This is a genomic window from Rhizobium sp. SRI_017, assembly GCF_057586295.1.
This window is the reverse complement of the sequence record NZ_JBYCZP010000009.1, coordinates 127,811-152,806: the sequence shown is the minus strand read 5'-3', so window position 1 is coordinate 152,806 and position 24,996 is coordinate 127,811. Positions and strand designations below refer to the sequence as shown.

The following is a 24,996-nucleotide window of genomic DNA, read 5'->3' as shown; positions in this document are numbered from 1 at the left end:
GGGTTCCGGGCCGCCACCCGGGGCACAATGTGACTAATTCTGGCACCGGTCCGATCCCAGGAGGGCCGCAGAATTCTCCCCGCACGATTGCGGGCCGGCCGTCAACGGCCTAGAACGGTTCCAGCAGACCCCAGCCTGGAATCAGAAATCATGCAGAAATCCGAGATAACAATCGCCGGCGATGTGCCTGGCGTCGAATATCGTTTGCCCGTCCTGACCTTCGAGGGCCGCGATCCCACGGCGCCACGGGTCTACACGCAGGCTGCGCTGCATGCCGAGGAACTGCCGGGCACTGCGGCACTCCATTTTCTGGTGCCGATGCTTGAGGCGGCCGAGGCGCGGGGCGATCTGCTCGGCTCCATCACTGTCGTGCCGCGCGCCAACCCCATCGGCGCCAGCCAGTATGTCAACGGCGGCATGGAAGGACGTTTCGATCTCGGCAGCCGCACCAATTTCAACCGCGATTATCCGCTGATCGGGCTCGACGAGCGCGACAGCCTGCTCGAAGATATCGCGACACTGCCCGCGACCGAGCAGCTCAAGCGCCATCTGCTGCATATGGCATCCGGTGCCGACCTGATGCTCGACCTGCATTGCGACGACGAGAGCCAGCTCTATTCCTACCTGCACGAGGCCTATTGGCCCACCGCGACGGATCTCGCCGAAAGCATGGGCCTCGAAGCCGTGCTGCTGTCGGATGGCAACAGTTCGGCTTTCGAGGATGCGGTGACCCATGTCTGGGAGCATGGCCCGCTCGGCACACGCAAGCATTGGTCCGAAGGCCGCATCTCGATCACCATGGAATTCCGCGGCCTCGCCGATGTCGATCCGGTTCTCGGCCGCATGGATGCCGAAGGCCTTTACGCCTTCCTGCAGCGCCGCGGCGTCATATCAGGCGAGCCGATCCGCCGCGAGGAATTCTCCGGCCCCGTCGCCGGCCTCGACTATGTGCAGATGGTCAATTCCCCGGTCTCGGGCATGGTGCTGTTCGAGCGCGAATATGGCGAGGTCGTCGAAAAGGGCGATCACCTTGCCACCATCGTCACCACGCCGGGCGATCCCGCGGGCGACGTGAAGGTGACCGCGCCGACCGAGGGCACGATCGTCACCCGCGTCACCAGACGCTTTGTCCGGCGCGGCGACAACCTGATGAAGATCGCCAGCTCGGAGCTGTCGCATGCCAAGCGGAAGAAGGGCGGGGCGCTGGAGGATTAACGAGGGCAGAAGGGTCGCTTCAGGCGGGCGAAAAGCCAAACACGGGACGGCCCGCCTTCACGATTGCGCGCATTGTTGATCATGTCGGAGATCCGTCCCGGAGGACCGATCAGCACGCATTTTTCATCCCGCGGAACGTCGGGGGTGCTGTTAGCCTCTGCTTTGCGGAATTGAAAGGAGGCGCGCAGCGGCGATGAAATTTCCAGACGCTGGAGACCCGCCTTCCGAGATTGGTCGTCCCATTAGCAAGAACTTGTGATTGCAAGCCTGGCATAGGCTTTGCATGGTAACCCTTGCTTGCCGCCGAGTCCCGGCGGAGCGCCGGCTAGGACGGGATCGCTGATCACCGATAAGTGACTAAATTTTATCGGCTTTTCTGCGGGAACCTTCGTCCGGTCACAGCATTGTCTGGCGCGGGAGAATGCAGATGACAGATGACAAATTTTTCAGCGTACCGGTGACTTTGAGTTCAGGCGGGAAGAGCAGGTTCACGATCCGAAGCGTTCGCGAGGCGGCCTGGTTCCTGGCCGAGAAATGGCCGAGGCTCGAAGGTTTCGCCTTCATGCGCGCGCTGCGGGCCTGCGCTGCCGTGCAGGAGGGCCGGCGCGGTTCGGCCTATGCGCGGCGTGCGCTGTTGCTTGCGGCCCGTGAGGCGGATCTCGCCATCCTGCGCTGAGCCGACTGACGCTCGACCCCTGTTTGCGCCGGACACTCAAGCCGGCGATGTCCTTGATGTCGCCTGTTAGGTGGATTCTCATTCTGCATTTGACGCAGTTTTCCTCCGCCGTTCGAACGGTTGGACAGAAAGTCTCGCGATGCAGCAATAGTATTCCGCATCTGCCGCTTTTTTGCGCAATCCCCTACGCAACATCACGCGCCGGGATTTGTTATCTCTCCTTCACCCCAATGGAATGAATGGAGAATGACAATGAACTGGCTCAAGACAATCGCGGGCGCCGCCCTTCTTCAGGCCGCTCTGGTGGTTCCGGTCATGGCCGGCGAGAATCTCGACGCGATCAAGTCATCAGGCGTGCTGAAGATCGGCACCGAGGGCACCTACGCGCCCTTCACCTATCATGATACCGATGGCAAGCTGGTTGGCTTCGACGTCGAGATCGGCGAGGCCATCGCGCAAAAACTCGGCGTGAAGCCGGAATATCTCGAAGGCAAGTGGGACGGCCTGATCGCCGGCCTCGATGCGAACCGCTATGACGTGGTGATCAACCAGGTCGGCATCACCGACGAGCGCAAGCAGAAATACGATTTCTCCGAGCCCTATATCGCCTCCAAGGCCGTGCTGATCATCCGTTCCGATGACGACAGCATCAAGGGCTTCGACGACCTCAAGGGCAAGACGTCGGCCCAGTCGCTGACCTCGAACTTCGGCAAGCTGGCAACCGCTTCGGGCGCCGAACTCGTCGGCACCGACGGCTTCGACCAATCGATCCAGCTCGTGCTCACCGGTCGCGCCGATGCCACCATCAATGACAGCCTGTCCTACCTCGACTTCAAGAAACACAAGCCGGATGCCCCGGTGAAGATCGCCGCCGAGCAGGCCGATGCCGATTATTCCGGCATCATCTTCCGCAAGGGCGATGCCGACCTGAAGGCCGCGATCGACAAGGCGATTGCCGATATCAAGGCGGACGGGACGTATCAGAAAATCGCGGACAAGTACTTTGGGGCGGATGTTTCGAAGTAGGGTTTGAGCGAGAGGTGAGGGGCTTTTGCACCCCTCACCAACTTCGGCCAAGGGTTCACTGACGTTCACCCGGCCTGCGTATCCTCTCCCACATGGGGAGAGGTAGATCTGCTGCACCCCTCGGTGCCCCATCTGAGGACCGAGCGCGTGGCACCTTGCCTCTCCCCTTGCGGGAGAGGATAGCAGGTCCGCATGAGCCGAAGGCGAATGCTGGACGCGCTTGGTGAGGGGTGTTCTCGGCATCTTTCGGAGAATACCTTACCCGCGCCACCAACCGAAAGGACACCACCTTGCCGCACTGGCTGCAACTGATGCTGGACTCGCTCCCAGCCCTTCTCTGGGCTGGCCTGATCTTCACCATCCCGCTGACGCTCCTCTCCTTCGTGCTCGGTCTCGGTCTCGGCCTTGTCACCGCCGTCACGCGGCTTTTCGCGGCAAAGCCGTTGGTGCTTCTCGCCCGCTTCTATGTCTGGATCTTCCGCGGCACGCCGCTTTTGGTCCAGCTCTTCGTCATCTTCTATGGCCTGCCGAGCATCGGCATCCTGCTCGATGCCTTTCCCGCCGCGCTGATCGGCTTCACGCTGAATGTCGGCGCCTATACGTCCGAGATCATCCGCGCCGCGATCTCCTCGGTGCCGCGCGGCCAGTGGGAGGCGGCCTATTCGATCGGCATGAGCTGGAGTCAGGCAATGCGCCGCACCATCCTGCCCCAGGCGACCCGTGTCTCGGTGCCGCCGCTGTCGAACACCTTCATTTCGCTGGTCAAGGACACCTCGCTCGCCGCCGCCATCACCGTGCCGGAACTGTTCCAGACCGCCCAGCGCGTCGTCGCCACCACCTACGAGCCGCTGATCCTCTATATCGAGGCAGCGATCATCTATCTGGCGTTGAGCACGGTGCTGTCGACGCTGCAAGTGCGATTGGAGAAGCGCTTCGAACGCTATGGCGGCTATCTGGAGGCGCGGGCATGATCGAGCTTTCCCACATCGAAAAGAAGTTCGGCGACAACCATGTCCTGAAGGATATCAGCTTGACGCTGCCTGAGGGCTCCGTGACCGCTCTGGTCGGTCCATCGGGCGGCGGCAAGTCGACGTTGTTGCGCTGCATCAATCTCCTGGAAATCCCGACCTCCGGCGCGATCCGCATCGGTGAAGAGAAGCTCGGCTTTGCCCCCGGCCGCAAGCCCGCCTGGGCCGATGTCCAGAAGCTGCGCCGCCAGACCGGCATGGTGTTTCAGAATTTCCAGCTCTTCCCGCATCAGACGGCGATAGGCAATGTCATGGAAGGCCTGGTCACGGTCCTGAAATGGCCGGCCGACAAGGCTCGCACGAGAGCGCTTGAACTGCTTGACAAGGTCGGCATGGGCCACAAGGCCGACGCCTGGCCTTCGACGCTGTCGGGCGGCCAGCAGCAGCGCGTCGCCATCGCCCGCGCGCTCGCGCCGTCGCCCCGCGTGCTACTCTGCGACGAGCCGACCTCGGCGCTCGATCCGGAACTGGCCGAAGAAGTCGTCGAGGTCCTGTCGCGGTTGGCACGCGAGGGCACGACCATGGTCATGGCCACGCACGACCTGCGTCTGGCCTCCCGCGTCGCCGATCACGTGGTCTTCCTCGACGGCGGCGTGGTGGTGGAAAGCGGCCCGCCCAAGGCGATCTTCCAGGCGCCGGAGCGCCAGCGGACGAAGCGGTTCATCGCCTCGCTGAATACGGCGGTGAGCTACGACATTTGAGGGCTACCCCTCATAGGGCTCACAGCTCGCCTCGGTGAGAAACGCCTTCGCCCCTTCCTCGAACGACGCGGCGGGCGCCAGTGCGCGCAGCACGATATAGCCCTCGGGTCGCGGCATTTCGATCAGAACGCTTTCGGAGATGATATCGGGATTGGTCTTGCGGATGCCGGCCAGTTGCTGGGGCGAGGCGATGATGGCGTCGAGGTCGCCGCCCGCGGCGGAGCGGTCGTTCATCGAGAAGACTTCGTTGGACGAGGAGTCATAGACCGCGAAGGACCAGAAGGGCACCGCGCCCGACGCCATCAGATGCACCGGCCGCTCGCCGACATCGAAGGTGCAGGCCGAGACCCGGAGATAGGGATCGCCGTCGGAGAAGCCGTTTTCGTCGGGCTTGGACGCGAAAATCACGAAGCGGTTCGGCGCTTCGTAGCTCTGGAGACGTGTATAGGCGTCGAGCCCTGTAAAGGAGGGGAGCGCCATGACGATGACGATATGCAGCACCGCGGCACCGGCGAGACCGACCAGTATGGCGAACAGCATGCCCCGGATCATGGGCAGCTCACCTTTGCGAGCTTAGGCATGCGGATTTCGAGCACTTCGGAGGAGCCGGCTGTGGGCGTATCGAGCAGGGTCAGAACAAGCCGGAAGGGCTGGCCTTCATTGAGCGCCAGCCAGTTGCCCGGCTGGGCGCGCGCCGAGATCAGCACGCGGATGCTGCCATCCGCACGCCGCAGCACGTTCCAGGCATTGAAGGCGGCCGGCAGATAGCGCGGCGGCGTGAGCGGCTCCATGTCCTGGCTGGCGGCATAGAGCGTCCAGAAGCGCGCGGGCGGCGTCATGCCATCGAGCGCATAGGTGCAGCGCGGGGAGAGTCGGTTGCCCTCGTCGTCGTTGTCGGCCTGAAATTGCAGCCCCTCGGCGGCTGCATATAGCAGCTTGCCGGCGCGCGCGCGGTGCGAACGCGCATAGGGGTCGGCGGAGGCGGTTTGCGCTTCCGGAAAGGCAGCCCAGGGCCCGAGCTTGATCGCACCGAAACCCGAGGATGCATCGAGCATGCCGACGGCGGAGCCGATGCCCAGGCCGAAGGCGGTCAAAAGCGCGAGTGCGACGAGGAAGGGCAGTCGGAGCATCGGATACGGGATACGCTTTTCGGCTGGTGTTCGAGACGAAGCGTTAGCATTGATTCCCGTTTCAGGAAATGCCGCGCAATGCGACCTTGACGCTTGTGCTGTTGAGTGGTTCCGACCAGATATGAAACAAGGTCGTCCCCCCGCTCTTCCAAGTTCAGCCGCAATTCTATAGGATTTTGACGTTCTGGCGGGATATGTCTGTAACCCGTTTGAGGTGTTACCGGGCCTGAGCCAAGGAGTTCTGCATGGCGATTGTTTATGACCTCCTCACGGATACCAGCGCTCAATATCCCGACTTTCGCTACGACTTGTTCATCGATCTTTTCGGCCGGCATTTCCTTCCTTTCGTCGACGATGATGGTCTGCCGCGAATTGGGGCGGACATCTCGCTCTCCACCTATCTCGCCGCGGCGACATCGGCGATCATCGGCACGACGGCTCCGACGGCGCTGGTCACCCAGCTTGCCGCTGTCGTCGCCCAGTCTTATTCCCCCGGCGATGACGCTCTGCTGCAAAGCCGGCTCAATGCCGTCATGGTCACCTGGGGAATACGTACCGAGAATTCCGACTTCCCGCAGCGCTTCGAATTCGTGAACGATGCGCAGGCCATGGCGACACTCGCCGCGGCGGTGTCGAGCATCGAGGCGGGGCTTAACAGCTGGCGCGGCGTTCCGTTTGCGCTGTCGGAGGAGCGCGCCGTGCTGGTGTCGCTCGCCCACGAGGGCTACAATCTCACGACCATCATGGACACACTGGTGCTGAACGGCAACCGCGCCGATCCATGGTTCGACATCCGCTACATCACGAGCACGCCGCTGGCATCGCTCGACACGGAAGAGGTCGCCCAGCGCTATTACCAGTCGGCTATATTCGAACTCTATAACGATCCCAACAGTGTCGGTTTTGACGAGGCGGCGGATGTCGGCCGGGCCTATACCGCGCGCCGCGCCACGGCGCTGACCTATGAGGACGCCTTCGATCCGCAGGACGTTGGCATGGGCGACCCGTCGCTCGGTGGACGCGAGCAGATTGCAAGCCTTCTTCAGCCGGCAATCACTGCAGTTGCTGCGCATTATTTCGCCGAGGTGGCCCACGCCGACGAATTGCTGTTCGTCTCCGCAAACGGCGGCACGCTCAACGGCGACGACCCCGCCGACAGCTTCAACAGCGCGAAGAATGACGAGGACCTGATCGTCGGCAGCGCGGTGTCCGATATCCTGTCCGGCGGCGACGCCAACGATGTGTTGCTCGGCCTGGGCGGCGATGACCGCCTGGCCGGCGACGCTGGCGACGACAATCTCTATGGCGGCGAGGGCGTCGATATTCTCCTTGGCGGCATGGGGAACGACAAGCTCTGGGGCGGTGGCGACACCGACACGCTGCAAGGCGGCAAGGGCAACGATACCTATGTGCTCGGCGGAGACAGCGAGCGCGATCCCGACCTTGGCGGCAACCCCAACGCCGTCGGCGAAATCAATACCGACAAGGTGGTCGAAGCAAAGCAGGGCGGCACCGACACGGTGATCGCGCAAATAAACGCCGGCGAACTCAACCTGCGCAATGTCGAGAAGTTCAAGCTCGATGCCGATGTGACCGGCGTCCTGGTTGTGAACCTCAATGAATTCGATGCCTTCTCTCTATCCGGCGGCAACGACGAACTGAGGCTGGTGATTAATCGGCTGCAAAAGACGCCGATCGACATAAAGACCGGCGGCGGTACCGATGTGGTCCATATCGAATTCGAACCCGGCGTGGACCCGTCGCAGGTGCTGAACGGCAAGGGGATGACCGCGCGCTTCCAGTTCACCGACCTGACCGGTGACGATACGATCGATCTCACCTCGATCGGCATCAAGAAGATCTTCACGGAGCGCGATCACATCAACAATGACAAGGGCTTCTATCTCCTGGCGCCCGGCGTCAAGCTCGACGTGATGGACGGCAAGCACCTGGAGAAGACCTACAACAACTACACCGACAACTGGTTCGTGGTGAAAGCGGGCGATGACACGCCCTATGGCCCTGAATTCATCGGCAATATCGACAAGGGCCATTTCGAGATTTGAGAGGCCCCTGGCCGGTCAGGTCGGTCGCACGCCGAGCCAGATCATATGCCGCGCGCCGGATTTGCCGCGTGCCCGGACAGGCTTTTCCTCGGTTACGAAGCCCGCTTGCTTCAGCCTCTGCGTGAAGCGCGGATCCGGATGGGATGACCAGACGGCGAGCACGCCGCCCGGCGCGAGCGCACGCCTGGCTTCGCCGAGACCCTTCGCGCCATAGAGCGCGTCGTTGCCCGGCCGGCTTAGTCCATCAGGACCATTGTCGACATCGAGCAGGATCGCATCATAACCAGCAGTAGCCGAGCGGATCGCCGCGCCGACATCACCTTCGAAAATCGCGACACGCGGATCGTCAAGGGTGCCGGCATGAAGCGTCGCCATCGGCCCGCGCGCCCAGGCGACGACGGCGGGCACGAGTTCGGCGACCGTGATCCGGGCCCCGCCATCGACGACGGCGAGCGCCGCGCGCAGCGTGAAGCCCATGCCGAGTCCACCGATCAGGATGTGCGGCCCCTCGCGGCCAGCGAGCTTTTCGAGAGCAAGTGTGGCGAGCGCTTCCTCCGAACCGGAGAGGCGGCTGTTCATCAGCTCGTTGGTGCCGAGCATGATCGAATATTCCTGGCCGCGGCGCTTGAGCCTGAGCGTCTCGCCGCTTTCGGGTATCTTGGCTTCGTCCAGCAATTCCCAGGGCTGCATCGCATTCTCTTGCGGGTAGGGGCGTTGACAGTCCCCTACATCCTCACGCGCGAAGGCGCCAGCACTGAGATCAGGCCGCGCGGCCCCACTGCCATGGGCGTCTCTTCGGCGAGGTCGAGATGACGCGGACCGGCAGGTGGCGCATCACTTCGTCGGCGAGCTGGCGGGCATTCTGCAGCGCCTTGTCGAGGTTCGAAACCTTGCCGCCTTCCATGTCATAGAGCGTGATGCCCTTGTCGAACATCTCGCGGAACGCCGCGCGCTCGATGACAGGGGTCGCCATGACATCGACGCCGCGCTGGGCGAGCAGGCCCTTGATCGCCAGCAGCGAATGGGTGGTGACCATAGGGTTGACGCGGCTGAGCAGCACCGAATGGGGGATATCGACCCCCGTCTCCGCCTTGATGCGGCCGAGAATGTCGAGGATCTTCGCCGCGCCCTTGGCATCCATGCCGGCGCCCTGGACCGGGATCAACACGAGATTGGAGAAGGCCAGCGCCGTTGCGGTCAACTGGTTGCGCTCGCCGGCGAGGTCGATGATGTAATACTCATTCGTCCTGTCCATGTGGCGCATATGGCCCTCGAGCGCCGAGGCGGTCACATGGTTGATGAGCGTGATCGTGCCGCGCGGCTTGGCTGTCTCGAACCACTGGCTGAACCAATGCTGCGGGTCGCTGTCGAAGACGGTGACATTGAGGCCCATCTGCGCAAGTTCGGTGGCGATGAGTACGGCCGCCGTTGTTTTCCCCGCGCCGCCTTTGGTGTTGGCGATCGTGATGACGGGCATGGGCACGCTTCCTTTCAAGTCGGTCCTATTTCGTTAAGAAATCGTGTCAAGATATGGTTAATGAAAGGTTATTGGCGAGTGATGAGTATTAACTACCTAGAAATGGGGAGAGTGGTTGATTTGACCTCTCCGGTTGCGCTCTATGAACCTGCCTCCCTCTGCCTCGTCGCGAATGCGCGTCGCCAATGCGCCATTGTATTGACCGGGAATGCTACTAGGAGTATTGGTTCCGTATCAAGCTTGGCCAACTTGGCGTTGCTTGTGAGAGGCGAGCATGCTTCGGTTTGAGGTAAGAAGCAAGATGTGCGCTCTCGTCTCAATTTTCGGCGTATGAGGCGAAGCCGGCAATGGCCGTAGCATCCTTCATGCTCTGAAATGCAGCCGTGTGATTGGTAAATCGCCGCGTGATTTGTACATCCATGACAGACTTAGGAAGACAATGGCGGGGATGTCGGAGCCCGCATTCGTGACGGACATCGTGAAAAAATCAGATCAGCAACAGAGCGCCGAAGCCGATGTCGCCGCCGTCCAGGAGAGGCTTGGCCCCTTCGTAGTCGCCGCCCAGGAAACGCGCATGGCCATGGTCTTCATGGACGCGACGGTCGCTGACAATCCAATCATATTCGTCAATGATGCATTTCTCGCTTTGACCGGATATGCCCGTGAGGAAGTTCTGGGCCAGGATTTCAATTTTCTCATGGCCAATGGAGCCGACGAGACGGCACTTTCCAGCATCAGGACCGAATTTGCCGGTGGCGGCAGTGGGACTGAGATCCGTTACCGTCGCAAGGATGGGAGTGTGTTCTGGGCCGCGGTGATCGTAAGCCCGGTGCGCGACAAGGACGACAAGATCGTCCAGTATTTTGCATCGCTCGTCGATCTCACCAGACATATGGATGAGCAGAGACAGTTGAAGATGCTCATCGAGGAGCTGAACCATCGGGTGAAAAACACCCTTGCGACCGTGCAGTCGATCGTGCTGCAGGGTTTGCGCAGCGCAGTCGATCCCAAGCAGATTTCGCAGGCTATCCAGTCCCGTCTTTATGCCCTCTCACGCTCGCACGATCTGCTGACGCGGGAGAACTGGAAAAGCGCGGGATTGCGCGATCTGATCGGGGATGCCCTGGAGCCATTCGAGGCAGATGGGGGTACGGTGCAGCGCGCAAAGCTGACGGGACAGAATATCCGTTTTCCGCCAAAAGCCGTGCTTGCGCTCGGTATCGCCTTCAACGAACTTGCCACCAATGCCGTAAAATACGGCGCCCTTTCGAACACGACGGGATCGATTGCGATCGACTGGGGGATCGTTCCTGTGCCGGGCAAGGCTAACCGGCTGGTATTGAACTGGCGCGAGACAGGTGGACCTGTTGTAAGTGCACCATCCCGGAAGGGGTTTGGTTCCAACGTGCTCGAACGCGGCCTGGCCCACGAGCTCAATGGTTCGGTGAAGATGGATTACAGGCCAGAAGGCCTCGTCTGCACATTGGAGCTTCCGGCACCGGAAGATATCCGCGATGAATAAGCCGCTCACCGGAAGGCGCATCCTTATCGTCGAAGATGAAATGCTGATCTTGATGCTGCTGGAAGATATGCTCGAAGAACTGGGCTGTATCTCGACGGTCGCCGCGGCAACAGGCGAGGCGGCGCTGGCCCACCTTTCGGAACAGACGTTCGATGCGGTGCTGCTGGACATGAATCTCGACGGCAAGAGCAGCCATCCCGTGGCGCAAGCCCTGGCCAGATCCGGCATACCCTTCATCTATTCGACGGGCAGCAGCGTCTCCGAAATCGAAGAAGGGTTCAAGGACCGCCCGCTTCTTAGCAAGCCCTATTCATGCGAGCATCTTGCGCGGGCTTTTGCCGGTCTCCTACATAGCTGATTCAAGAATACCGCGTCGTCTCTTGCTATCGCATTTTTGGATGGGCGAAGGTCGGACAGGATCGCATGTCTTCCGATATGCGGCCGCGTCACGGCTCTGGCGGCGAGCACGAGAAAAAATCGTCCGCTCGACACCCTGCAATGCGTGCTGGCTGCGGCAGGCTCCCGCTCTACAGGCCCGCCTTTCGCACTCGGAAGTGTGTGTCGAGACTCTTTAGGTTGCGTAGATATTTTTCTCTCGTAATTGTTTAGAAAATTTATACGATCGCGCGCTAATACCGGGTGGCCGGGCAAGTGGGATCTCCGGCTAAGCGCGGAAGGTATAGCCCATGGACGAACCCCGAGGCGCGCAGAGATTTCTATTTCTCGATGCCTTGCGTGGGCTCGGCGCCTTCATCGTTATGCTCTATCATTTTGCCGAATTCCTGGATATTTCGCTCGTCCCGATTGGTTTCGCGTTTGTCGATTTCTTCTTCGTGCTCAGCGGCTTTGTGATCGCACATGCGTATCGTGACCGAATTGCCGCAGGCTTATCCACGACGGCCTTTATGGCGCAACGTCTCGCGCGGCTCTATCCGGTCTATCTGATCGGGCTTCTGCTGGGTGGAATAGTACTGCTCTTGCGCAGCGAGGCCGGCATGACCGAGATGGGGCCGACCAGCGCGCTTATCTCGATCGTCGTCAATCTGTTCTACCTGCCATTTTTCCACAGCATGACGAATACGGTTTTCGGCATGGAATTTGCGGGCGAACTGTTTCCGGCCAACAGTCCGGCCTGGTCGCTGTTTTTCGAACTGATGGTCAATCTGTTGTTCGTCGCACTGGTGCGCATTCGTACGATACTGCTGGCTGCCACCGTGCTTGCCGCCTATGGCATCCTTGTTTTCAGGGTGTATGCCGGATTCGGTGTCGGCGGCTGGGGTATGGAAAATCTCTCTTCCGGTGTTCCTAGGGTCTATTACGGGTTCTTTGCGGGCTATCTGCTGCAGGTCCTCTTCACTCACCCGTCGATGCGGGACCTGCACCGGCGACTGGCGTCGTTGTCGCCGTTCGTGGTCGCCTTTGTGTTGGCGGCCATCTGCGGCATAGCCAGCCTCGATCTCGCCGATCTGCGGATCAGCTTCATCGTCGCCGTCAGTTCATTCCCGGTGCTGGTGCTGCTCGGCGCGACGGTTGCGGTGCCGCGCTCGTTGGTGTCCTTATCCATATGGATGGGTGCCTTATCCTACCCGGTCTACTGCCTGCATTATCCGATCGGGCTTGGATTCGAATATCTTGTCATGCAGGGCGCCATTCGCCCGCCGGTCTCAGTGCTCCTGGCGATGGAGGTCGGCTTAACCCTTGTGGCGGCCTGGCTGGCGAACCGCTTCTATGAAAAGCGGGCCAGAGACCTTGTCGCATGCCTATTGTTGCGCCCCGTTCCGTCGGCTATTAGCGAGAAGATCTAGCCCAGAGGCGCGGGAGTGCGACGGAATATTGCGCGCCAAGCGTGGCGTCTACCGCCTTGAGACGCTTATGCGCCTTTCTGCAACTTGGCGAATCTTCACTCTGCACTCGCCACCTTCTCCTGCATCTTGAGCGGCTTGGCGTCCTTGAGTAGTTCGCCGATCTTGCGCACGGTCTTCGTGCCCATCACCGTCAGCATGCGGGGGCGGACGAATGCGTCGGCGGGTTGCTGGCCGTCTTCCGGCAGCTTCTCTGCCACGACTTCGGGCTTCTTGGTCACTTCCGGCGGAATTTCCAGAATGCCGGGGATCGGGCGGAGTTCGATGCCCTGGTGGGCGTAGTCCATCAGGAGCTTGAATGTCATGGCCGGGAGCGAGCCGCCGGTCATGTTGTTGGATGATGTGTAGTCGTCATTGCCGAACCAGATGGCGGCGGCGAAGTTGCCGGTGTAGCCGCAGAACCAGGCGTCGCGATAGGCCTGGGTCGTGCCGGTCTTGCCGCCGGTCAGCACGCCGTCGACCTGCGCCTTGCGCGCCGTACCGTAATAGGGGATGCGGGTCAGCATCTGGTTCATGGAGTCCGCGGCCTGCTGGGAAAGCACGCGCTTGGCGGGCGGCGCGTCGCGATTGAAATCGTAGAGCACCTTGCCGTCGTAATCCATGATCTGGGTGATGCCGTGCCGGCGCGATTCGAAGCCGCCCGTCGGGAAGACCGCATAGGCGGTCGCCTGGTCGAGCACTGTGACTTCGGACGAACCGAGCGGGATCGTGACGTCCTTGCGGATCGGGGTTTCGACACCGAATTTCCGGGTTTCGTCGATGATCTGCTGGATGCCGTTCTTGCCGAACTTCTCCTTGGCGAGCCGCACGGGGATGGTGTTGATCGATTTCGCGATTGCGGTCTGGATGTCGATCCGGCCGGCATAGCTGTTGCCGTAGTTGCCCGGGCACCAGTTGCCCCAGCAGATCGGCCCGTCGGTGATCGGCGAGGTCGGCGTCAGACCTTTTTCCATCGCCAGCGAATAGGTGTAGATCTTGAAGGACGAGCCCGGCTGGCGCAGCGCCTTGGTGGCGCGGTTGAACTGGTTTTCACCATAGTCGCGTCCACCGACCATGGCGCGGACGGCGCCGCCATTCTCGATCATGACCAGCGCGCCCTGCTTGACCCGGTAGGTCTCGCCATACTGGCGGAGACCCGATTCGACCGCCTGTTCGGCGGCGCGTTGTAGGTTCATGTCGATCGTGGTGCGCACCACGAGCGTGTGGTCGGCAAAATTCTCTTTGCGGGCGAGCTTGAGGGTTTCCTCATAGGCCCAGTCGAGGAAGAAGTCCGGCGCATCCGCATTGCCGCGATCGACGGCGGTGGCGGGATGGCGGCGGGCGTCGATGACCTCGCCCTCGGTCATAAGTCCGCCCTGGACGAGGTTGGTCAGCACTTCATTGGCGCGGGCGCGGGCCGCCGGCAGGTTGACATGCGGCGCGTATTTGGCGGGCGCCTTGAACAGGCCGGCGAGCATGGCGCTCTCGGCAAGCGAGAGGTCCGGCAGTTCCTTGTTGAAATAGAAGCGCGCCGCGGCCGCCGCACCGAATGTGCCGCCGCCCATATAGGCGCGGTCGAGATAGAGGGAGAGGATCTCCTTCTTCGTCATGTGGGTTTCGATCCACAGCGCCAGGAAGGCTTCCTTGATCTTGCGGTCGAAGGAGCGCTCGTTGGAGAGAAACAGGTTCTTGGCAAGCTGCTGGGTCAGCGTCGAGCCGCCCTGGACGACTCCGCCGGCACGGGCATTCTCGGTGATGGCGCGGAAGAGGCCCAGGAAATCGATGCCGAAATGGTCGAAGAAGCGGCGGTCTTCGGTCGCGAGCACGGCCTTGATCAGGGCATCCGGCAGCTCGTCGATCGGCACCGAGTCTTCGTGGATGATCCCGCGATGGCCGACCACATTGCCGTAGCGATCGAGGAAGGTGACGGCGAAATCGGACTTGCGGCGCCAGTCGGTCTTGGCGATCTCGAAGGCGGGCTTGGCGAGCGCCAGCATCGCCACCATGCCGATGGCGCCCCAGGTGAGCGCTTCGCCGGCGAGTTCGAACGGGATGCGTTTCCAGCCTTTGACACGGAACCGGCGGAAGAAGATGGTGATGTCTTCCCAGATGTCGACCAGGCGAAAGCCGAGATTCCATAGCGTCGAATCGAGCCAGGCATCGACCTTGAGGAAGAAGTGGCTCTTGAGGCGCGGTTTCTTGTTGTCGTCGCCGGCGTCGGACATGGTCTAATCCCGTAGGCACTGGCCATTTCCCGCGCATGGGTGTATGCGCACGGCCTTGCCGATTTCTCGCCGATTTTGGCCCCGACAGCAAGGAAAACGCGTTGAGTGCCGAACACGATTTCGCGAAATTGAAAGAGCCTGTTCCATTCTGGAAACACAAGACGCTGCGCGAACTCAACGATGCGGAGTGGGAAAGCCTGTGCGACGGTTGCGGCCGCTGCTGCCTCAACAAGATCGAATTCGAGGATACCGGCGAGGTCGTCTGGACCGATCTGCGCTGCAAGCTGCTCGACCCCGAGAGCTGTCGGTGCTCGAACTATGCGAATCGGCGCGACCATGTGCCTGACTGTATCCGGCTGACCGTCGAGGAGGTCGAGACGCTGACCTGGCTGCCGCCGACCTGCGGCTACCGGCTGGTCAAGGAAGGCCGCGACCTCTACTGGTGGCACCCCCTGGTGTCCGGCGATCCCGACACGGTGCATGCCGCGCAGATCTCGGTGCGGGGACGCACCATCAACGAGCTCGATGTTCCCCTGGATGACTTCGAGAACTACGAAGTGGACTGGCCGGGCGAGGTGCCCGAGGGGTCCGAGACGCCGCCGGCCGTCAAGGTGGCCACCAGTTCCAGGTAAGGCCGGGCCGATAGCCTGTCGCCAGCAAAATCTGACGACAGGCAGGCACCATGAACAATCTTGCGCGCAATCTGGCGGACGAGCCGAGGGCAACTGAGACGAAAGTCCAGGCGCAGGGCACCGAGGCGGAAATCCCCGTCTTCATGGAGATGTTCTCGACGCTCGCCAATCCGCCGATGATCCAGATGGCGGCGCACGAGTTCCTTGCGCGCTATCCGGCCGACCGCCGGCTGGGGCTCGCTTCCGCGATGAGCTGGGCCAACCCCTTCTATATTCCCGACATTCAGGGCGATGCGGCGCGCAGCCTCACCGTCAGTTCCAACATGCTGGCCGAACTGACGATGCGGGCGAAGCTGACCGCGAACCGTTCGCCGCAGCTCAACGTGCTGCTCGCCTGTGCGCCGAAATCGGCCTCGACCTTCATCGCCGGCGCGCTGCAGACCGGGCTCGGGCTGCCGGCCGCCTCGCTCTTTGCTGCGACACCGCGCATCCGCGCCGTGTCCCTGCTGGGCGGCAATCTGATGGAGCAGGAGCCGGAGGAACTGGCACTGATCCGCAATGGAATCAACGGCATGGGCTATGTCGCCCAGCACCATTCGCGCTGCTCGCCCTATCTCGGGCTGATGCTCAAGACCTACAATGTCCGGACGATCGTCACCCATCGCAACCTGTTCGACACGTTCGTCTCGCTCGACGACATGGTGATGGGCTACCGCAGCGATCGCGACGTGCAGGAAGGCTACTACTTCAGCGACGGCCTGCCGTCCAATTACGGCACACTCTCGCTGGAGGACCGGCTGACCATCCTCGTCCAGCGCAACACCGCCTGGTTCATCCAGTTCTATGTCAGCTGGAAGAAGTGCGAGCGCGCCAATCTCGTCAAGCCCCTCTGGGTGTCCTACGAGAAGGATTTCCTGGCCGACAAGCAGGGCCTGGCCGACCGCATGATCAAGCATCTGGGGCTCGATGCCGAGGCGGCGGCGAAGCTGCTCACGGCCTTCGAGGACAAGTCCGACGGCGCCGCCAAGCGCCTCAACAAGGGCGTCGCCGGCCGGGGCACCACCATGCCCGACTCGGTCAAGGCGATCGTCGAACGCACAGCACACTACTACCGCGACGAAGAGGATCTCCGCCCCCTGCTCGGGGGTTGAGCCTGCAACCATAGCGAAAGCGGCCGCGCCAGTCTGGCGAAAGGATGCCGCCGTAGCGTCTTGCAAACATTCTATCGAGAAGGATCAGACAGCATGGACAATCTGGCGAGGAAAGACGATCTAGCCCAGGAATTCGGATCGTTCCTCCACATGATTTCGTCAGTCTCCGACGTCAAGGAACTGGATCGGCTATGCCACGAATTCCTCTACCGCCAGACGCCGCAGCGCGGCCTCGAACTGGCGGCCGGCATGAGCTGGGCCAACCCGTTCTTCATCCCCAACATTCCGCCGCAGGCGCTGGAAATGCTGGCAATCGAGCGCGGCTATTTTGCCGAGCTGATGATGCGCGCCAAGCTGACCGCGACGCGCAGCGAAAGCCTGCGGCTGCTGGTCACCTCCGCACCCTTCGCCGCGCCGGCCTTCCTGCATGACGCGCTTTCGGCGTCGCTCGGCCTGGCGCCGGCCGATTTCTTTGCCGCTGCTTCCGATCCGGAAGGCCTCGGCGCCAGCGCCCTCGACCAGGAGCCGGACGAATTCGCGCTGGTGCGCGAAGGCCTGCTGCCCGGCCCGGGCCTGATCGCCCGCCATGCCGCCCGCGCCACGCCCTATGCCGTGCGCCTGTTCAGCCTCTACAATATCCGCCCGGTCGTGGTGTTCCGCGATCTCGCCGACACGATCGCCGCCATGGATGCGGCGCTGATGAAGGGCGAGGCCTCGGCGTCGATCGTCGCAGCACTGCCGTCCGGCTATGCCAGGCTGGAGCGCGAGCCGCGCCTGACGCTGCTCGCCGCCCGTTTTGGCGGCTGGATCGGCGATTTCGAGCGCTCCTGGATCCGTGCGACCCAGGAAGGCCTGATCCGTCCGCTGTTCCTGTCCTACGAGGCCGATTTCCTCGGCGACCGCCATCTGCTGGCGCGCAAGCTCGCCGACTTCCTCGGCCCGAAGGCCAATGCGATGAAGCTCGCCGCCGTGCTCGACGACCGCGAGATCACCCCGGCCGGTGCCGGTGCCGACCTGCCGCCTTCGGTCATCGACCTGCTGGCTGGTGTCGCCGACGCCTATCACGGCGCAAACGCCTGATATTGCTGGTTTTGTGAAGTTCGTAAAGGCGGCCGTTCGACGGCCGCCTTTTTCATTTCAGGCTGCCGAGAAGCGTCTTCGGCGCGACATTCTTCCACGCCGCCTCGACCGCCATGCGCGCGGTTGCGTCCTCGCAGCGGTCGAGATGCAGCGCCGTCCAGCCGCGCTGGCCCCATGTGTTGGGCAGGGCCGTGAATTCTCCGGGATAGAGGCTGAGAAACATCTGCTGCTGGTCGGGTGTCAGGTTGAGATTGGCGGTGTCGGGCGCGGGCAGGGACGCGAAGACTTTCGGGGCGCGGAAATCGCGCTTGCCGAAATGGGCCGATTCTGTCGCGCCGGGGAGGGAGAGGGCGATGGTGGCGATGTCGTCGTGGGTCATGGCTCCTCTCCCATCCTTTGTGGCTCGAACTTAACCCAGTCCAACTGGGTTGTGAAATGCTGCCATCTTGATGGCAGGCCGCTTGTGAGCTATAGTATTCGGAAGGAGACGACGATGGCAGAACCACAACTTTCCGTAAGAAGTTCAAGGGCGCGCGACCTCGCCCATCGGCTTGCGCGCCGCGAAAACCGTACAGTCGCTGAAATCGTCGAGCGCGCGCTGGAGGTCTATGAGGCGCAGGAGATGGGACGCGAGCCGGCGGCTGTGTTTTATCGTCGGCTCACAGAAGAGAGCGGTTCCGACATCGATCTCGAAGAGATCATCCTTGAGGAACGCAAACCGCATCACGGGCTGGATCTGTGATCTTCGTTGATACGAATGTCATTTCGGAAACGCTCAAGAAGATTCCAGAGCAGAAGGTAATGGACTGGCTCGTGCGTCATGATGCCGAACTGGCGCTGCCTACGGTTGCCATTGCGGAAATTGCCTTCGGCATCCAGAAGATCCGGCCGGACCAGAGAACAGAGCGACTCGGGCGGGGGCTTGAAGATTGGCGCCGCCGCTTCGCCGGCCGCATTTTCGGGCTGACCGAGGAGGCGGCACTTGCCTATGGCGACGTCATGTCGACCGCGCTTAAGCGAGGGCGGCCAATGTCGGCGCAAGACGGCATGATTGCAGCCATTACGCGCGTGAATGGCGGTCGATTGGCGACGCGGAATCTGCGGGATTTTGGGACGACCGGGCTGGACTTGATTTCGCCTTGGGGAAGCTAGCGATCGACATAGGAAAATAATCCTTGACAGCGTAACGCCCTTCCGCTAGGGTTATGCCATGATCCAATAGTTGCGGATGGCGCCCCAGCCTCCGCCGGGTGATCCCTCACAGGAAAATTATCATGGACGACGTGGTCGGTTTCGATCCCGCGCTGGCGGGGCTTTGGCCCGTGGGGCGGGTGGCGGTCTATGAGCCTGATCTGGAGGACGAGGTGCGGGCGGTGATGCTCGAGACCAAGTCCGAACCGTCGCCCGTTGCGGAAATGCAGCACCTACTCAACGCCATGACGACGGAGCTGCGTGCGCAGTTCGAGATGTTCCGGACGATCCGTGAACGGGCGGAGAGTGCGGTCGGGGGCGACGATGCCGAGGCGAAGGCTGCCAAGGCGGATGCCAAGTCGGCGGTCGATGCGCTGGCGCTGATCACCCGCACGCTCGAGAAGGTCGACGGGCGGCAGCGCGGCCTTGCCGATGCGCTTGCCCGCGAGGCCGAGGAGAATTTCGATGATGCGGCCTATCAGGCGCTCCTTGCAGGCATCGACCGCAAGATTTCCGAGCGGGCAGAAGAGCGCGCCCATATGCTCATGGCCAAGCGGGCCGCCGCTGCCGCTGACGGCACCGGGCCGCCCGGCGAGGGAGGTTTCGGCGCGGACGCTGCGACGGGTGGCGGAGACGTTTGACGGTGATACCTGCCGGGTGATCGATGCTTTCGAGGTGGAGATGCTGGGTTCGCATGAGCGGCTGGGCCGAGTTCGGGCCGGGACGATAGAGCTGACGCAAGCGGCGGATCGCATCGTATCAGCGCAGGAGCAACATGCACGTCGGCCGACGAGTAGGAGTGGTGACGGCGACGCGGATCTCTCTCTTCTCCCCATCGGGGAGAAGTGCCGAGCATCGCGAGGCTATGAGGGGGCTTCCCGGCACAACCTTCTTGGCGCTTCGCGCACCCCCTCATCCGGCCCTTCGGGCCACCTTCTCCCCGCTGGGGAGAAGAGGGAGCAAGGGGACGAGGCACCGCTTGATGAGCTCCGATCCATCCTGGCCGGGCTTCCCTTGAAACAGCAAGCTCATCTGCTCACAATCATCGATCGTTCCTGGCGGCTCAACGGCCGGCACGAACAGCAGCCCCCGCCCGGCGACTGGCGGACGTGGCTGATCATGGGCGGGCGCGGGTCGGGCAAGACGCGGGCCGGGGCGGAATGGGTGCAGGCGATGGCGAGCGGCGCGGTGACACCGCTGCGCATTGCGCTGGTGGCCGAGACGCTCGCCGATGCGCGTGAAGTGATGGTGGATGGCGTATCCGGGCTCTGGCGCATTGCGCGGGACCGGCGACCGACTTTCGAGATCAGCCGCAGGCGGCTTGTCTGGCCGAATGGTTCTGTGGCGCAGTTGTTCTCGTCTGAGGATCCCGAGAGCCTGCGCGGGCCGCAATTCGATCTCGCCTGGTGCGACGAGCTCGGCAAATGGAAGCATCCGCAGGAAACCTGGGACATGCTGCAGTTCGGGCTCAGGCTCGGGCATGAGCCGCGGCAGGTGGTGACGACGACGCCGCGGGCGATAGCGCTGCTGAAGGCGATCGTTGCCGATGCCGGAACGGTGGCGACGCGGCTGTCGACCTCAGGCAATGCCGGCAACCTGGCGTCGGGCTTCATCAAGGCCATGCAGGCGCGTTACGGCGGCACGCGGCTCGGTCGCCAGGAACTCGATGGCGAACTGATCGAGGATCGCGAGGATGCGCTGTGGAATCGCGCGATGCTGGAGCGGCTCAGGGTGCGAAATCCCGGGCCGCTGGGGCGAATTGTCGTGGCAGTCGACCCGCCGGTGGCGGAGCGGGCGAAGAATTCGTGCTGCGGCATCGTCGTGGCAGGGCTGGAGGCATCCGGGCGGGTTGCGGTGCTGGCGGATCTTTCGGTCACGAACGCTTCGCCGAATGGCTGGGGCGAGGCGGTGGTGCGGGCTGTGCGGCGTTTCCAGGCCGACCGCGTCGTCGCCGAGGTCAACCAGGGTGGCGATATGGTCAGCACGATCTTGCGCTCGATTGACGCGAACCTGCCGATCTCGACGGTGCGGGCTTCGCGCGGCAAGTTCATTCGTGCCGAGCCGGTCGCAGCACTCTATGAGCAGGGCCGGGTGGTGCATGCGGGGACTTTTCCGGCGCTTGAAGATCAGATGTGCGATTTCGGACCCGAAGGGCTCTCCGGCGGCGCTTCGCCGGACCGGATGGATGCTCTGGTCTGGGCACTGACCAGCCTGGTACTGGGCGGTCAGGGCGAACCGCGGGTTAGGGGGATTTGAGCTAAATCGGAGCGCTCTGTGGCGCAACCGCCTTCAGCCACTGGCAGCCCAAGTCATAAGTTTAGGTTGTATTATCTTCAATATTGCAATTTAAAGTATTGATGATAACATTCGTCCGTCCAGGGGTAGAGCTGGACGATTGCCACATCGCGAGGACTAAGGAACGACGCTCATTCGGGCGCCGAGGAAGTCCTTTGCGCCAGTCGATTGCAAGGGGAGCTGCAATGAGCATCAATCGCAAGTTTCTTTTCGATGAAATCCGCGGGAAGCTCTTCCCGGACGGGCTGCAACAGCATCAGGTCGAGGGTATCGAAGCCATTCTCGACGAGTGGGAGAAGAAATATTCTGGAAATGACGATCGTTGGCTGGCCTATATCCTGGCGACGGCATTTCATGAATCGGCGCATACGATGCAGCCGGTCCGGGAGACCCTCGCCAGCTCCGACGCCCAAGCGAGCGCCCGGCTCGAAAATGCCTGGGATGCCGGAAAACTGTCCTGGGTCAGCAAGCCTTACTGGCGCCCCGATGGCGACGGCCTCGCCTGGTTCGGTCGCGGCCTCGTGCAGATTACGTTCAAGGACAATTACAAGAAGCTGGGCGCGGCGATCGGAAATCCAAAGCTGGCGACCGATCCCTCCGAAGCGTTGAAGATGGACGTGGCCATCGACATCATGTTCATCGGTATGGAGAAGGGCCTTTTCACCGGCAAGAAGCTGGCGGACTATTTCGACAAGAACGACCAGGATTGGGTCAATGCCCGGCGGATTGTCAACGGCCTGGACCGCGCGGAGAAGATCGCCGGCTACGCGCGCGCCTTCTATGCCGCGATCAGCTACACGCTGTGATGTCGCATTGATGGCGGAACGATGGAATGCTAGTGCCGGGCCGGTTTCAAATCGACCCGGAAAGCGCAATGATCCGCCATATCGTATTCTTCTCCGCGCGTGACGCCAAGGACCTGGAGGTGATCCGGGCAGGGCTGTCGCTGTTGACCGAAATTCCGCATGCGGCAAAGCTGGAGATCGGCGAGAATGTAAAGACCGACCAGCTCGGTGGCGAGGTCGATCTCGTCGTCTACGGTGAATTCGCCGACGAGGCGGCGCTGGCGGCCTACAAGGCGCATGCCAATTACCAGCGCTCGATCGAGATCGTGCGGCCGCTGCGGGAAATCCGCATGGCGGCGGACTATGATGCCGAGAACGCGGTGGTCGAGCCGATCGTCGCTTGAGACTCAGGCCTTGGCGAGCACCGCGGGTTTCACAGGGACCTTCTTGGTCTGCCTGACATAATTGATGGTATGACTGATTTCGGCCTGCCTGCCGCCGAGGTCGATGACCGTGTTCCAATGGCCATTGCCGGGCACGACGATCTTCGCCGGAAAGGCTTTGAAGAAGCCGCCGAAATAGGTGCACTTCTTGCGTTGGCGATAGGCCTGGAAATTCTGGTCGTCCATGACGAGGACATTGCATTGGTGCGAGCACTGGACGACCACGACGTCACCCTTGGCGAGGAATTCACGCGCTGCGATGAAATTTGTCATGCCTGTCACCCCTCTCTCTTGCGGGCGCACGGATCGCGCCGCGTTGAATTCGGCCGCACGATATTAGGGCGGGGCGATTAAGGGATGGTGAATTGCAGCGGCGCATGGTCACTGCCGGCAGAGCGCTGATCACATTTAGTTTACGACGGAGAGCTTGCTGTTTTTTCAGAGGCTTGGCTGCGACAAGCTCACCCGGTCGCCATCCAGTTTGCAATCATGCTTGATTTTTGACGGTTTCGTGACAGGGTTGTGTCGTCCCTCCAGGACACCGGGCGTGACGCTGGCCCCACCTGCGTCAGGCGACGCATTGATTACGGAAATATTCCCGCTGCTCCTACCCCCGGAGCCGCCCGGCATAGCTTCTCCGCCCGGCAAGCGCCGAACGGATCATGCTTGAGAGGACAATCCATGAAATTGCCGTTCATCCGGCCGCGCGCCCGTGGCGCCGCGGATCGCAAGACCATGCCCGAATTCAAGGCGCTGTCGCAGATCTTTGCCGGCGGCGAGACTGGCGGCGACGCCGTGCCGCGCGGCTATGCCGGGCTAGCCCGCGAGGGCTATCTGCGCAATCCCGTGGCGCATCGGGCGGTGCGGCTCGTGTCGGAGGCTGCGGCCTCGGTGCCCTGGCTCGCCTATCGCGATGGGGCAGAGGAACCACTGCATGCGGCGCTGGCACTCTTCCGGCAGCCGAATGGACGGCAGGCAGGCGGCGAGTTCTTCGAGGCGCTCTACGGGCAGTTGCTGATCTCGGGCAATGCCTTCCTGCTGCCGGTCGTGGCCGGCACACGGCTGATGGAACTGCATCTCCTGCGGCCCGATCGGGTGCGGTTGGTCGAGGGCGCTGATGGCTGGGTGGAGGTGATCGAGTATCGCGCCGGCAGCCGCCTGCGGCGCTATCCGGCCTCAGGGGCGGGCGCCGTGCTGCAGCTCAAGCTCTTCCATCCGCTCGACGATCATCTCGGCTTTCCGCCGCTCGCGGCGGCGGGTGCCGCGCTCGACCTGTCCAACAGCGCAAGCCGCTGGAACCGGGCGCTGATCGACAATTCGGCACGGCCCTCCGGCGCGCTGGTCTATCAGCCCAAGGAGGGTGGCAATCTCACGTCGGATCAGTATGAGCGGCTGAAAGCCGAGTTGGCCGACGGCTATTCCGGACCGGCGCGGGCGGGGCGGCCGATGCTTCTCGAAGGCGGGCTCGACTGGAAGGCGATGGGGCTCAGCCCCCGCGAGATGGATTTCATGGAGGCGAAGAATGGCGCGGCGCGCGACATCGCGCTCGCACTCGGCGTGCCGCCGATGCTGCTCGGACTGCCGGGGGATAATACCTATGCCAACTACGCCGAGGCCAACCGGGCCTTCTGGCGGCTGACCGTGCTGCCGCTGATCGGGCGGACGGCGGCGGCGCTGTCGGGGTGGCTGGCGGGGATCTATGACGAGGCGCTCGTGTTGGGGCATGACCTCGACCAGGTGCCGGGGTTGGCGGCTGAGCGCGATGCGCTCTGGGCCAGGGTTGGGGCGGCGGGGTTCTTGACGGATGCGGAAAAGCGGGAGGCGGTGGGGTATGGTGGGAATGAGTAGGTGTCGCGAATCATGGGCAATCGACAGCTTGCCACACGATAGCCTCCGCATTCGGAGCGCTTTGTTTTTTCACGGGCTTAGAAAAGGTTGGCGTCGATCACTTCAATCAACGCGTCGAACAAGGATTGATCGGCTCCGGGCTGGCTGCGCAATCCTTCGGCAGCGGTTCTAAGCTCATCAAGCGAGAGGTCCGTTCCGGGATTTCTCAGATCCTGGGCGCCCTTGGCAAGATCAAACATATCCCACGCGGCTTGCGCCAACGCTTGGTCGCTCATCGCGGGCGGCCTTCCATGATCATCGACCACCGTATACATGCCAGCAGCTTGCACAAGATTGTAGCCAGTCAGTTGACGGAACTTCGTGAGGTCGCTGAGGGAATATTCGGAGACGGCACCAAGATCCTTCGATGTAGATCTGTTCTGCTCCGATATCAGCAACCGTGCCAACGCATCATGCTCGCCGGCGATCTCCCCGCCAAAGGAATGAGTTCCATCTTCATTGAGGGTGACATTGTCCTGAACGACGGGATTCTTGAGCAAGTTCTGAAATAGCGTATTCTTAGGGCTGCCAAAGTTGACGCTGCCTGCATCGAAGGAGTTGAGATGGTGCCTATCGGCCCTGCTGGTCGAAGAAGCGGAATGGGTGAGTCCGGAAATCTGCATCA

27 protein-coding genes are annotated in these 24,996 nt (G+C 62.1%); 19 read left to right on the top strand and 8 right to left on the bottom strand.

Going from position 1 to position 24,996, the window contains the following annotated elements; genetic code table 11:
• Positions 1-150: 150 nt before the first annotated feature.
• From AC2YI2_RS20405 to AC2YI2_RS20385, 5 genes are all read left to right on the top strand, one after another.
• Positions 151-1,215, top strand: a complete 1,065-nt coding sequence (locus AC2YI2_RS20405) for a M14 family metallopeptidase (protein WP_487388324.1) — start codon at positions 151-153, stop codon at positions 1,213-1,215.
• Between the two features lie 427 nt (positions 1,216-1,642).
• Positions 1,643-1,891 (top strand): DUF982 domain-containing protein, encoded by a 249-nt coding sequence (locus AC2YI2_RS20400; RefSeq protein ID WP_487388323.1) that lies wholly within the window; start codon positions 1,643-1,645, stop codon positions 1,889-1,891.
• Positions 1,892-2,143: 252 nt separating this feature from the next.
• Positions 2,144-2,917, top strand: a complete 774-nt coding sequence (locus AC2YI2_RS20395) for an amino acid ABC transporter substrate-binding protein (RefSeq protein WP_487388322.1) — start codon at positions 2,144-2,146, stop codon at positions 2,915-2,917.
• A gap of 290 nt (positions 2,918-3,207) precedes the next feature.
• On the top strand, positions 3,208-3,888 hold the full coding sequence (locus AC2YI2_RS20390) for an amino acid ABC transporter permease (protein WP_487388321.1): 681 nt from the start codon (positions 3,208-3,210) through the stop codon (positions 3,886-3,888).
• Positions 3,885-4,646 (top strand): amino acid ABC transporter ATP-binding protein, encoded by a 762-nt coding sequence (locus AC2YI2_RS20385; protein ID WP_487388320.1) that lies wholly within the window; start codon positions 3,885-3,887, stop codon positions 4,644-4,646. Before AC2YI2_RS20390 ends, AC2YI2_RS20385 begins: the two co-directional genes overlap by 4 nt.
• 3 nt (positions 4,647-4,649) lie before the next feature.
• Here the strand turns inward: AC2YI2_RS20385 and AC2YI2_RS20380 are convergent, their stop codons facing one another.
• Positions 4,650-5,198 (bottom strand): DUF1254 domain-containing protein, encoded by a 549-nt coding sequence (locus AC2YI2_RS20380; protein WP_487388319.1) that lies wholly within the window; start codon positions 5,196-5,198, stop codon positions 4,650-4,652.
• On the bottom strand, positions 5,195-5,776 hold the full coding sequence (locus tag AC2YI2_RS20375; RefSeq protein ID WP_487388318.1) for a DUF1214 domain-containing protein: 582 nt from the start codon (positions 5,774-5,776) through the stop codon (positions 5,195-5,197). The genes AC2YI2_RS20380 and AC2YI2_RS20375 overlap by 4 nt, the downstream gene beginning before the upstream one ends.
• A 245-nt stretch (positions 5,777-6,021) precedes the next feature.
• Between AC2YI2_RS20375 and AC2YI2_RS20370 the strand changes: the two genes are divergently transcribed.
• Positions 6,022-7,842, top strand: coding sequence for a calcium-binding protein (locus AC2YI2_RS20370; RefSeq protein ID WP_487388317.1), 1,821 nt, complete (start codon positions 6,022-6,024; stop codon positions 7,840-7,842).
• A 15-nt stretch (positions 7,843-7,857) separates the two neighbouring features.
• Here AC2YI2_RS20370 and AC2YI2_RS20365 read toward each other — a convergent pair whose 3' ends face one another.
• On the bottom strand, positions 7,858-8,532 hold the full coding sequence (locus AC2YI2_RS20365) for a spermidine synthase (RefSeq protein WP_487388316.1): 675 nt from the start codon (positions 8,530-8,532) through the stop codon (positions 7,858-7,860).
• A gap of 70 nt (positions 8,533-8,602) precedes the next feature.
• The gene (locus AC2YI2_RS20360) at positions 8,603-9,319 is read right to left on the bottom strand and encodes a ParA family protein (protein ID WP_487388315.1); all 717 of its coding nucleotides are present in this window, start codon (positions 9,317-9,319) and stop codon (positions 8,603-8,605) included.
• 385 nt (positions 9,320-9,704) lie between these two features.
• Between AC2YI2_RS20360 and AC2YI2_RS20355 the strand changes: the two genes are divergently transcribed.
• From AC2YI2_RS20355 to AC2YI2_RS20345, 3 genes are all read left to right on the top strand, one after another.
• Complete coding sequence (locus AC2YI2_RS20355) at positions 9,705-10,841, top strand: HWE histidine kinase domain-containing protein (protein WP_487388314.1); 1,137 nt, start codon at positions 9,705-9,707, stop codon at positions 10,839-10,841.
• Positions 10,834-11,199: a response regulator gene (locus tag AC2YI2_RS20350; RefSeq protein WP_487388313.1), complete on the top strand. Its 366-nt coding sequence runs from the start codon at positions 10,834-10,836 to the stop codon at positions 11,197-11,199. The genes AC2YI2_RS20355 and AC2YI2_RS20350 overlap by 8 nt, the downstream gene beginning before the upstream one ends.
• 328 nt (positions 11,200-11,527) lie before the next feature.
• Positions 11,528-12,646, top strand: a complete 1,119-nt coding sequence (locus AC2YI2_RS20345) for an acyltransferase family protein (RefSeq protein ID WP_487388312.1) — start codon at positions 11,528-11,530, stop codon at positions 12,644-12,646.
• Positions 12,647-12,741: 95 nt separating this feature from the next.
• On the opposite strand, the gene AC2YI2_RS20340 is transcribed toward AC2YI2_RS20345, so the two are convergent.
• Entirely contained in the window at positions 12,742-14,907 is a 2,166-nt protein-coding gene (locus AC2YI2_RS20340) for a transglycosylase domain-containing protein (RefSeq protein WP_487388311.1), read from the bottom strand.
• Between the two features lie 128 nt (positions 14,908-15,035).
• On the opposite strand from AC2YI2_RS20340, the gene AC2YI2_RS20335 reads away from it, so the two are divergent.
• From AC2YI2_RS20335 to AC2YI2_RS20325, 3 genes are all read left to right on the top strand, one after another.
• Positions 15,036-15,539, top strand: coding sequence for a YcgN family cysteine cluster protein (locus AC2YI2_RS20335; protein WP_487388430.1), 504 nt, complete (start codon positions 15,036-15,038; stop codon positions 15,537-15,539).
• Between the two features lie 50 nt (positions 15,540-15,589).
• Positions 15,590-16,690 carry a hypothetical protein gene (locus AC2YI2_RS20330; protein ID WP_487388310.1) on the top strand — a complete coding sequence of 367 codons (1,101 nt, stop codon included), beginning with the start codon at positions 15,590-15,592 and terminating at the stop codon, positions 16,688-16,690.
• Positions 16,691-16,783: 93 nt separating this feature from the next.
• The gene (locus AC2YI2_RS20325) at positions 16,784-17,770 is read left to right on the top strand and encodes a hypothetical protein (protein ID WP_487388309.1); all 987 of its coding nucleotides are present in this window, start codon (positions 16,784-16,786) and stop codon (positions 17,768-17,770) included.
• A 52-nt stretch (positions 17,771-17,822) separates the two neighbouring features.
• Here AC2YI2_RS20325 and AC2YI2_RS20320 read toward each other — a convergent pair whose 3' ends face one another.
• Positions 17,823-18,149, bottom strand: a complete 327-nt coding sequence (locus AC2YI2_RS20320) for an MmcQ/YjbR family DNA-binding protein (RefSeq protein WP_487388308.1) — start codon at positions 18,147-18,149, stop codon at positions 17,823-17,825.
• Between the two features lie 114 nt (positions 18,150-18,263).
• On the opposite strand from AC2YI2_RS20320, the gene AC2YI2_RS20315 reads away from it, so the two are divergent.
• The 6 genes from AC2YI2_RS20315 (at position 18,264) to AC2YI2_RS20290 (ending at position 22,445) form a co-directional block, all read left to right on the top strand.
• Entirely contained in the window at positions 18,264-18,512 is a 249-nt protein-coding gene (locus tag AC2YI2_RS20315; protein ID WP_487388307.1) for a plasmid stabilization protein, read from the top strand.
• Entirely contained in the window at positions 18,509-18,922 is a 414-nt protein-coding gene (locus tag AC2YI2_RS20310) for a PIN domain-containing protein (protein ID WP_487388306.1), read from the top strand. The genes AC2YI2_RS20315 and AC2YI2_RS20310 overlap by 4 nt, the downstream gene beginning before the upstream one ends.
• 122 nt (positions 18,923-19,044) lie before the next feature.
• A complete protein-coding gene (locus AC2YI2_RS20305; RefSeq protein WP_487388305.1) occupies positions 19,045-19,602 on the top strand; it encodes a hypothetical protein in 558 nt (185 codons plus the stop codon).
• A gap of 373 nt (positions 19,603-19,975) precedes the next feature.
• Positions 19,976-21,217, top strand: coding sequence for a DNA-packaging protein (locus AC2YI2_RS20300; RefSeq protein ID WP_487388304.1), 1,242 nt, complete (start codon positions 19,976-19,978; stop codon positions 21,215-21,217).
• A 224-nt stretch (positions 21,218-21,441) separates the two neighbouring features.
• Positions 21,442-22,062, top strand: a complete 621-nt coding sequence (locus AC2YI2_RS20295; protein WP_487388303.1) for a hypothetical protein — start codon at positions 21,442-21,444, stop codon at positions 22,060-22,062.
• A gap of 68 nt (positions 22,063-22,130) precedes the next feature.
• Complete coding sequence (locus AC2YI2_RS20290; RefSeq protein ID WP_487388302.1) at positions 22,131-22,445, top strand: Dabb family protein; 315 nt, start codon at positions 22,131-22,133, stop codon at positions 22,443-22,445.
• A gap of 3 nt (positions 22,446-22,448) precedes the next feature.
• Here the strand turns inward: AC2YI2_RS20290 and AC2YI2_RS20285 are convergent, their stop codons facing one another.
• Positions 22,449-22,757: a DUF1883 domain-containing protein gene (locus AC2YI2_RS20285; RefSeq protein ID WP_487388301.1), complete on the bottom strand. Its 309-nt coding sequence runs from the start codon at positions 22,755-22,757 to the stop codon at positions 22,449-22,451.
• A 408-nt stretch (positions 22,758-23,165) separates the two neighbouring features.
• On the opposite strand from AC2YI2_RS20285, the gene AC2YI2_RS20280 reads away from it, so the two are divergent.
• Complete coding sequence (locus tag AC2YI2_RS20280) at positions 23,166-24,332, top strand: phage portal protein (protein WP_487388300.1); 1,167 nt, start codon at positions 23,166-23,168, stop codon at positions 24,330-24,332.
• A gap of 77 nt (positions 24,333-24,409) precedes the next feature.
• Here AC2YI2_RS20280 and AC2YI2_RS20275 read toward each other — a convergent pair whose 3' ends face one another.
• Complete coding sequence (locus tag AC2YI2_RS20275) at positions 24,410-24,994, bottom strand: hypothetical protein (protein ID WP_487388299.1); 585 nt, start codon at positions 24,992-24,994, stop codon at positions 24,410-24,412.
• Between the last annotated feature and the right edge of the window lie 2 nt (positions 24,995-24,996).

Coding starts and splice junctions, on each gene's coding strand:
- AC2YI2_RS20375 (WP_487388318.1), bottom strand. CDS start 5,776: ATGCTCCGACTGCCCTTCCTCGTCGCACTCGCGCTTTTGACCGCCTTC.
- AC2YI2_RS20360 (WP_487388315.1), bottom strand. CDS start 9,319: ATGCCCGTCATCACGATCGCCAACACCAAAGGCGGCGCGGGGAAAACA.
- AC2YI2_RS20380 (WP_487388319.1), bottom strand. CDS start 5,198: ATGATCCGGGGCATGCTGTTCGCCATACTGGTCGGTCTCGCCGGTGCC.
- AC2YI2_RS20350 (WP_487388313.1), top strand. CDS start 10,834: ATGAATAAGCCGCTCACCGGAAGGCGCATCCTTATCGTCGAAGATGAA.
- AC2YI2_RS20400 (WP_487388323.1), top strand. CDS start 1,643: ATGACAGATGACAAATTTTTCAGCGTACCGGTGACTTTGAGTTCAGGC.
- AC2YI2_RS20370 (WP_487388317.1), top strand. CDS start 6,022: ATGGCGATTGTTTATGACCTCCTCACGGATACCAGCGCTCAATATCCC.
- AC2YI2_RS20330 (WP_487388310.1), top strand. CDS start 15,590: ATGAACAATCTTGCGCGCAATCTGGCGGACGAGCCGAGGGCAACTGAG.
- AC2YI2_RS20395 (WP_487388322.1), top strand. CDS start 2,144: ATGAACTGGCTCAAGACAATCGCGGGCGCCGCCCTTCTTCAGGCCGCT.
- AC2YI2_RS20340 (WP_487388311.1), bottom strand. CDS start 14,907: ATGTCCGACGCCGGCGACGACAACAAGAAACCGCGCCTCAAGAGCCAC.
- AC2YI2_RS20295 (WP_487388303.1), top strand. CDS start 21,442: ATGAGCATCAATCGCAAGTTTCTTTTCGATGAAATCCGCGGGAAGCTC.
- AC2YI2_RS20280 (WP_487388300.1), top strand. CDS start 23,166: ATGAAATTGCCGTTCATCCGGCCGCGCGCCCGTGGCGCCGCGGATCGC.
- AC2YI2_RS20320 (WP_487388308.1), bottom strand. CDS start 18,149: ATGACCCACGACGACATCGCCACCATCGCCCTCTCCCTCCCCGGCGCG.
- AC2YI2_RS20275 (WP_487388299.1), bottom strand. CDS start 24,994: ATGCAGATTTCCGGACTCACCCATTCCGCTTCTTCGACCAGCAGGGCC.
- AC2YI2_RS20285 (WP_487388301.1), bottom strand. CDS start 22,757: ATGACAAATTTCATCGCAGCGCGTGAATTCCTCGCCAAGGGTGACGTC.
- AC2YI2_RS20365 (WP_487388316.1), bottom strand. CDS start 8,532: ATGCAGCCCTGGGAATTGCTGGACGAAGCCAAGATACCCGAAAGCGGC.
- AC2YI2_RS20325 (WP_487388309.1), top strand. CDS start 16,784: ATGGACAATCTGGCGAGGAAAGACGATCTAGCCCAGGAATTCGGATCG.
- AC2YI2_RS20405 (WP_487388324.1), top strand. CDS start 151: ATGCAGAAATCCGAGATAACAATCGCCGGCGATGTGCCTGGCGTCGAA.
- AC2YI2_RS20305 (WP_487388305.1), top strand. CDS start 19,045: ATGGACGACGTGGTCGGTTTCGATCCCGCGCTGGCGGGGCTTTGGCCC.
- AC2YI2_RS20315 (WP_487388307.1), top strand. CDS start 18,264: ATGGCAGAACCACAACTTTCCGTAAGAAGTTCAAGGGCGCGCGACCTC.
- AC2YI2_RS20385 (WP_487388320.1), top strand. CDS start 3,885: ATGATCGAGCTTTCCCACATCGAAAAGAAGTTCGGCGACAACCATGTC.
- AC2YI2_RS20345 (WP_487388312.1), top strand. CDS start 11,528: ATGGACGAACCCCGAGGCGCGCAGAGATTTCTATTTCTCGATGCCTTG.
- AC2YI2_RS20290 (WP_487388302.1), top strand. CDS start 22,131: ATGATCCGCCATATCGTATTCTTCTCCGCGCGTGACGCCAAGGACCTG.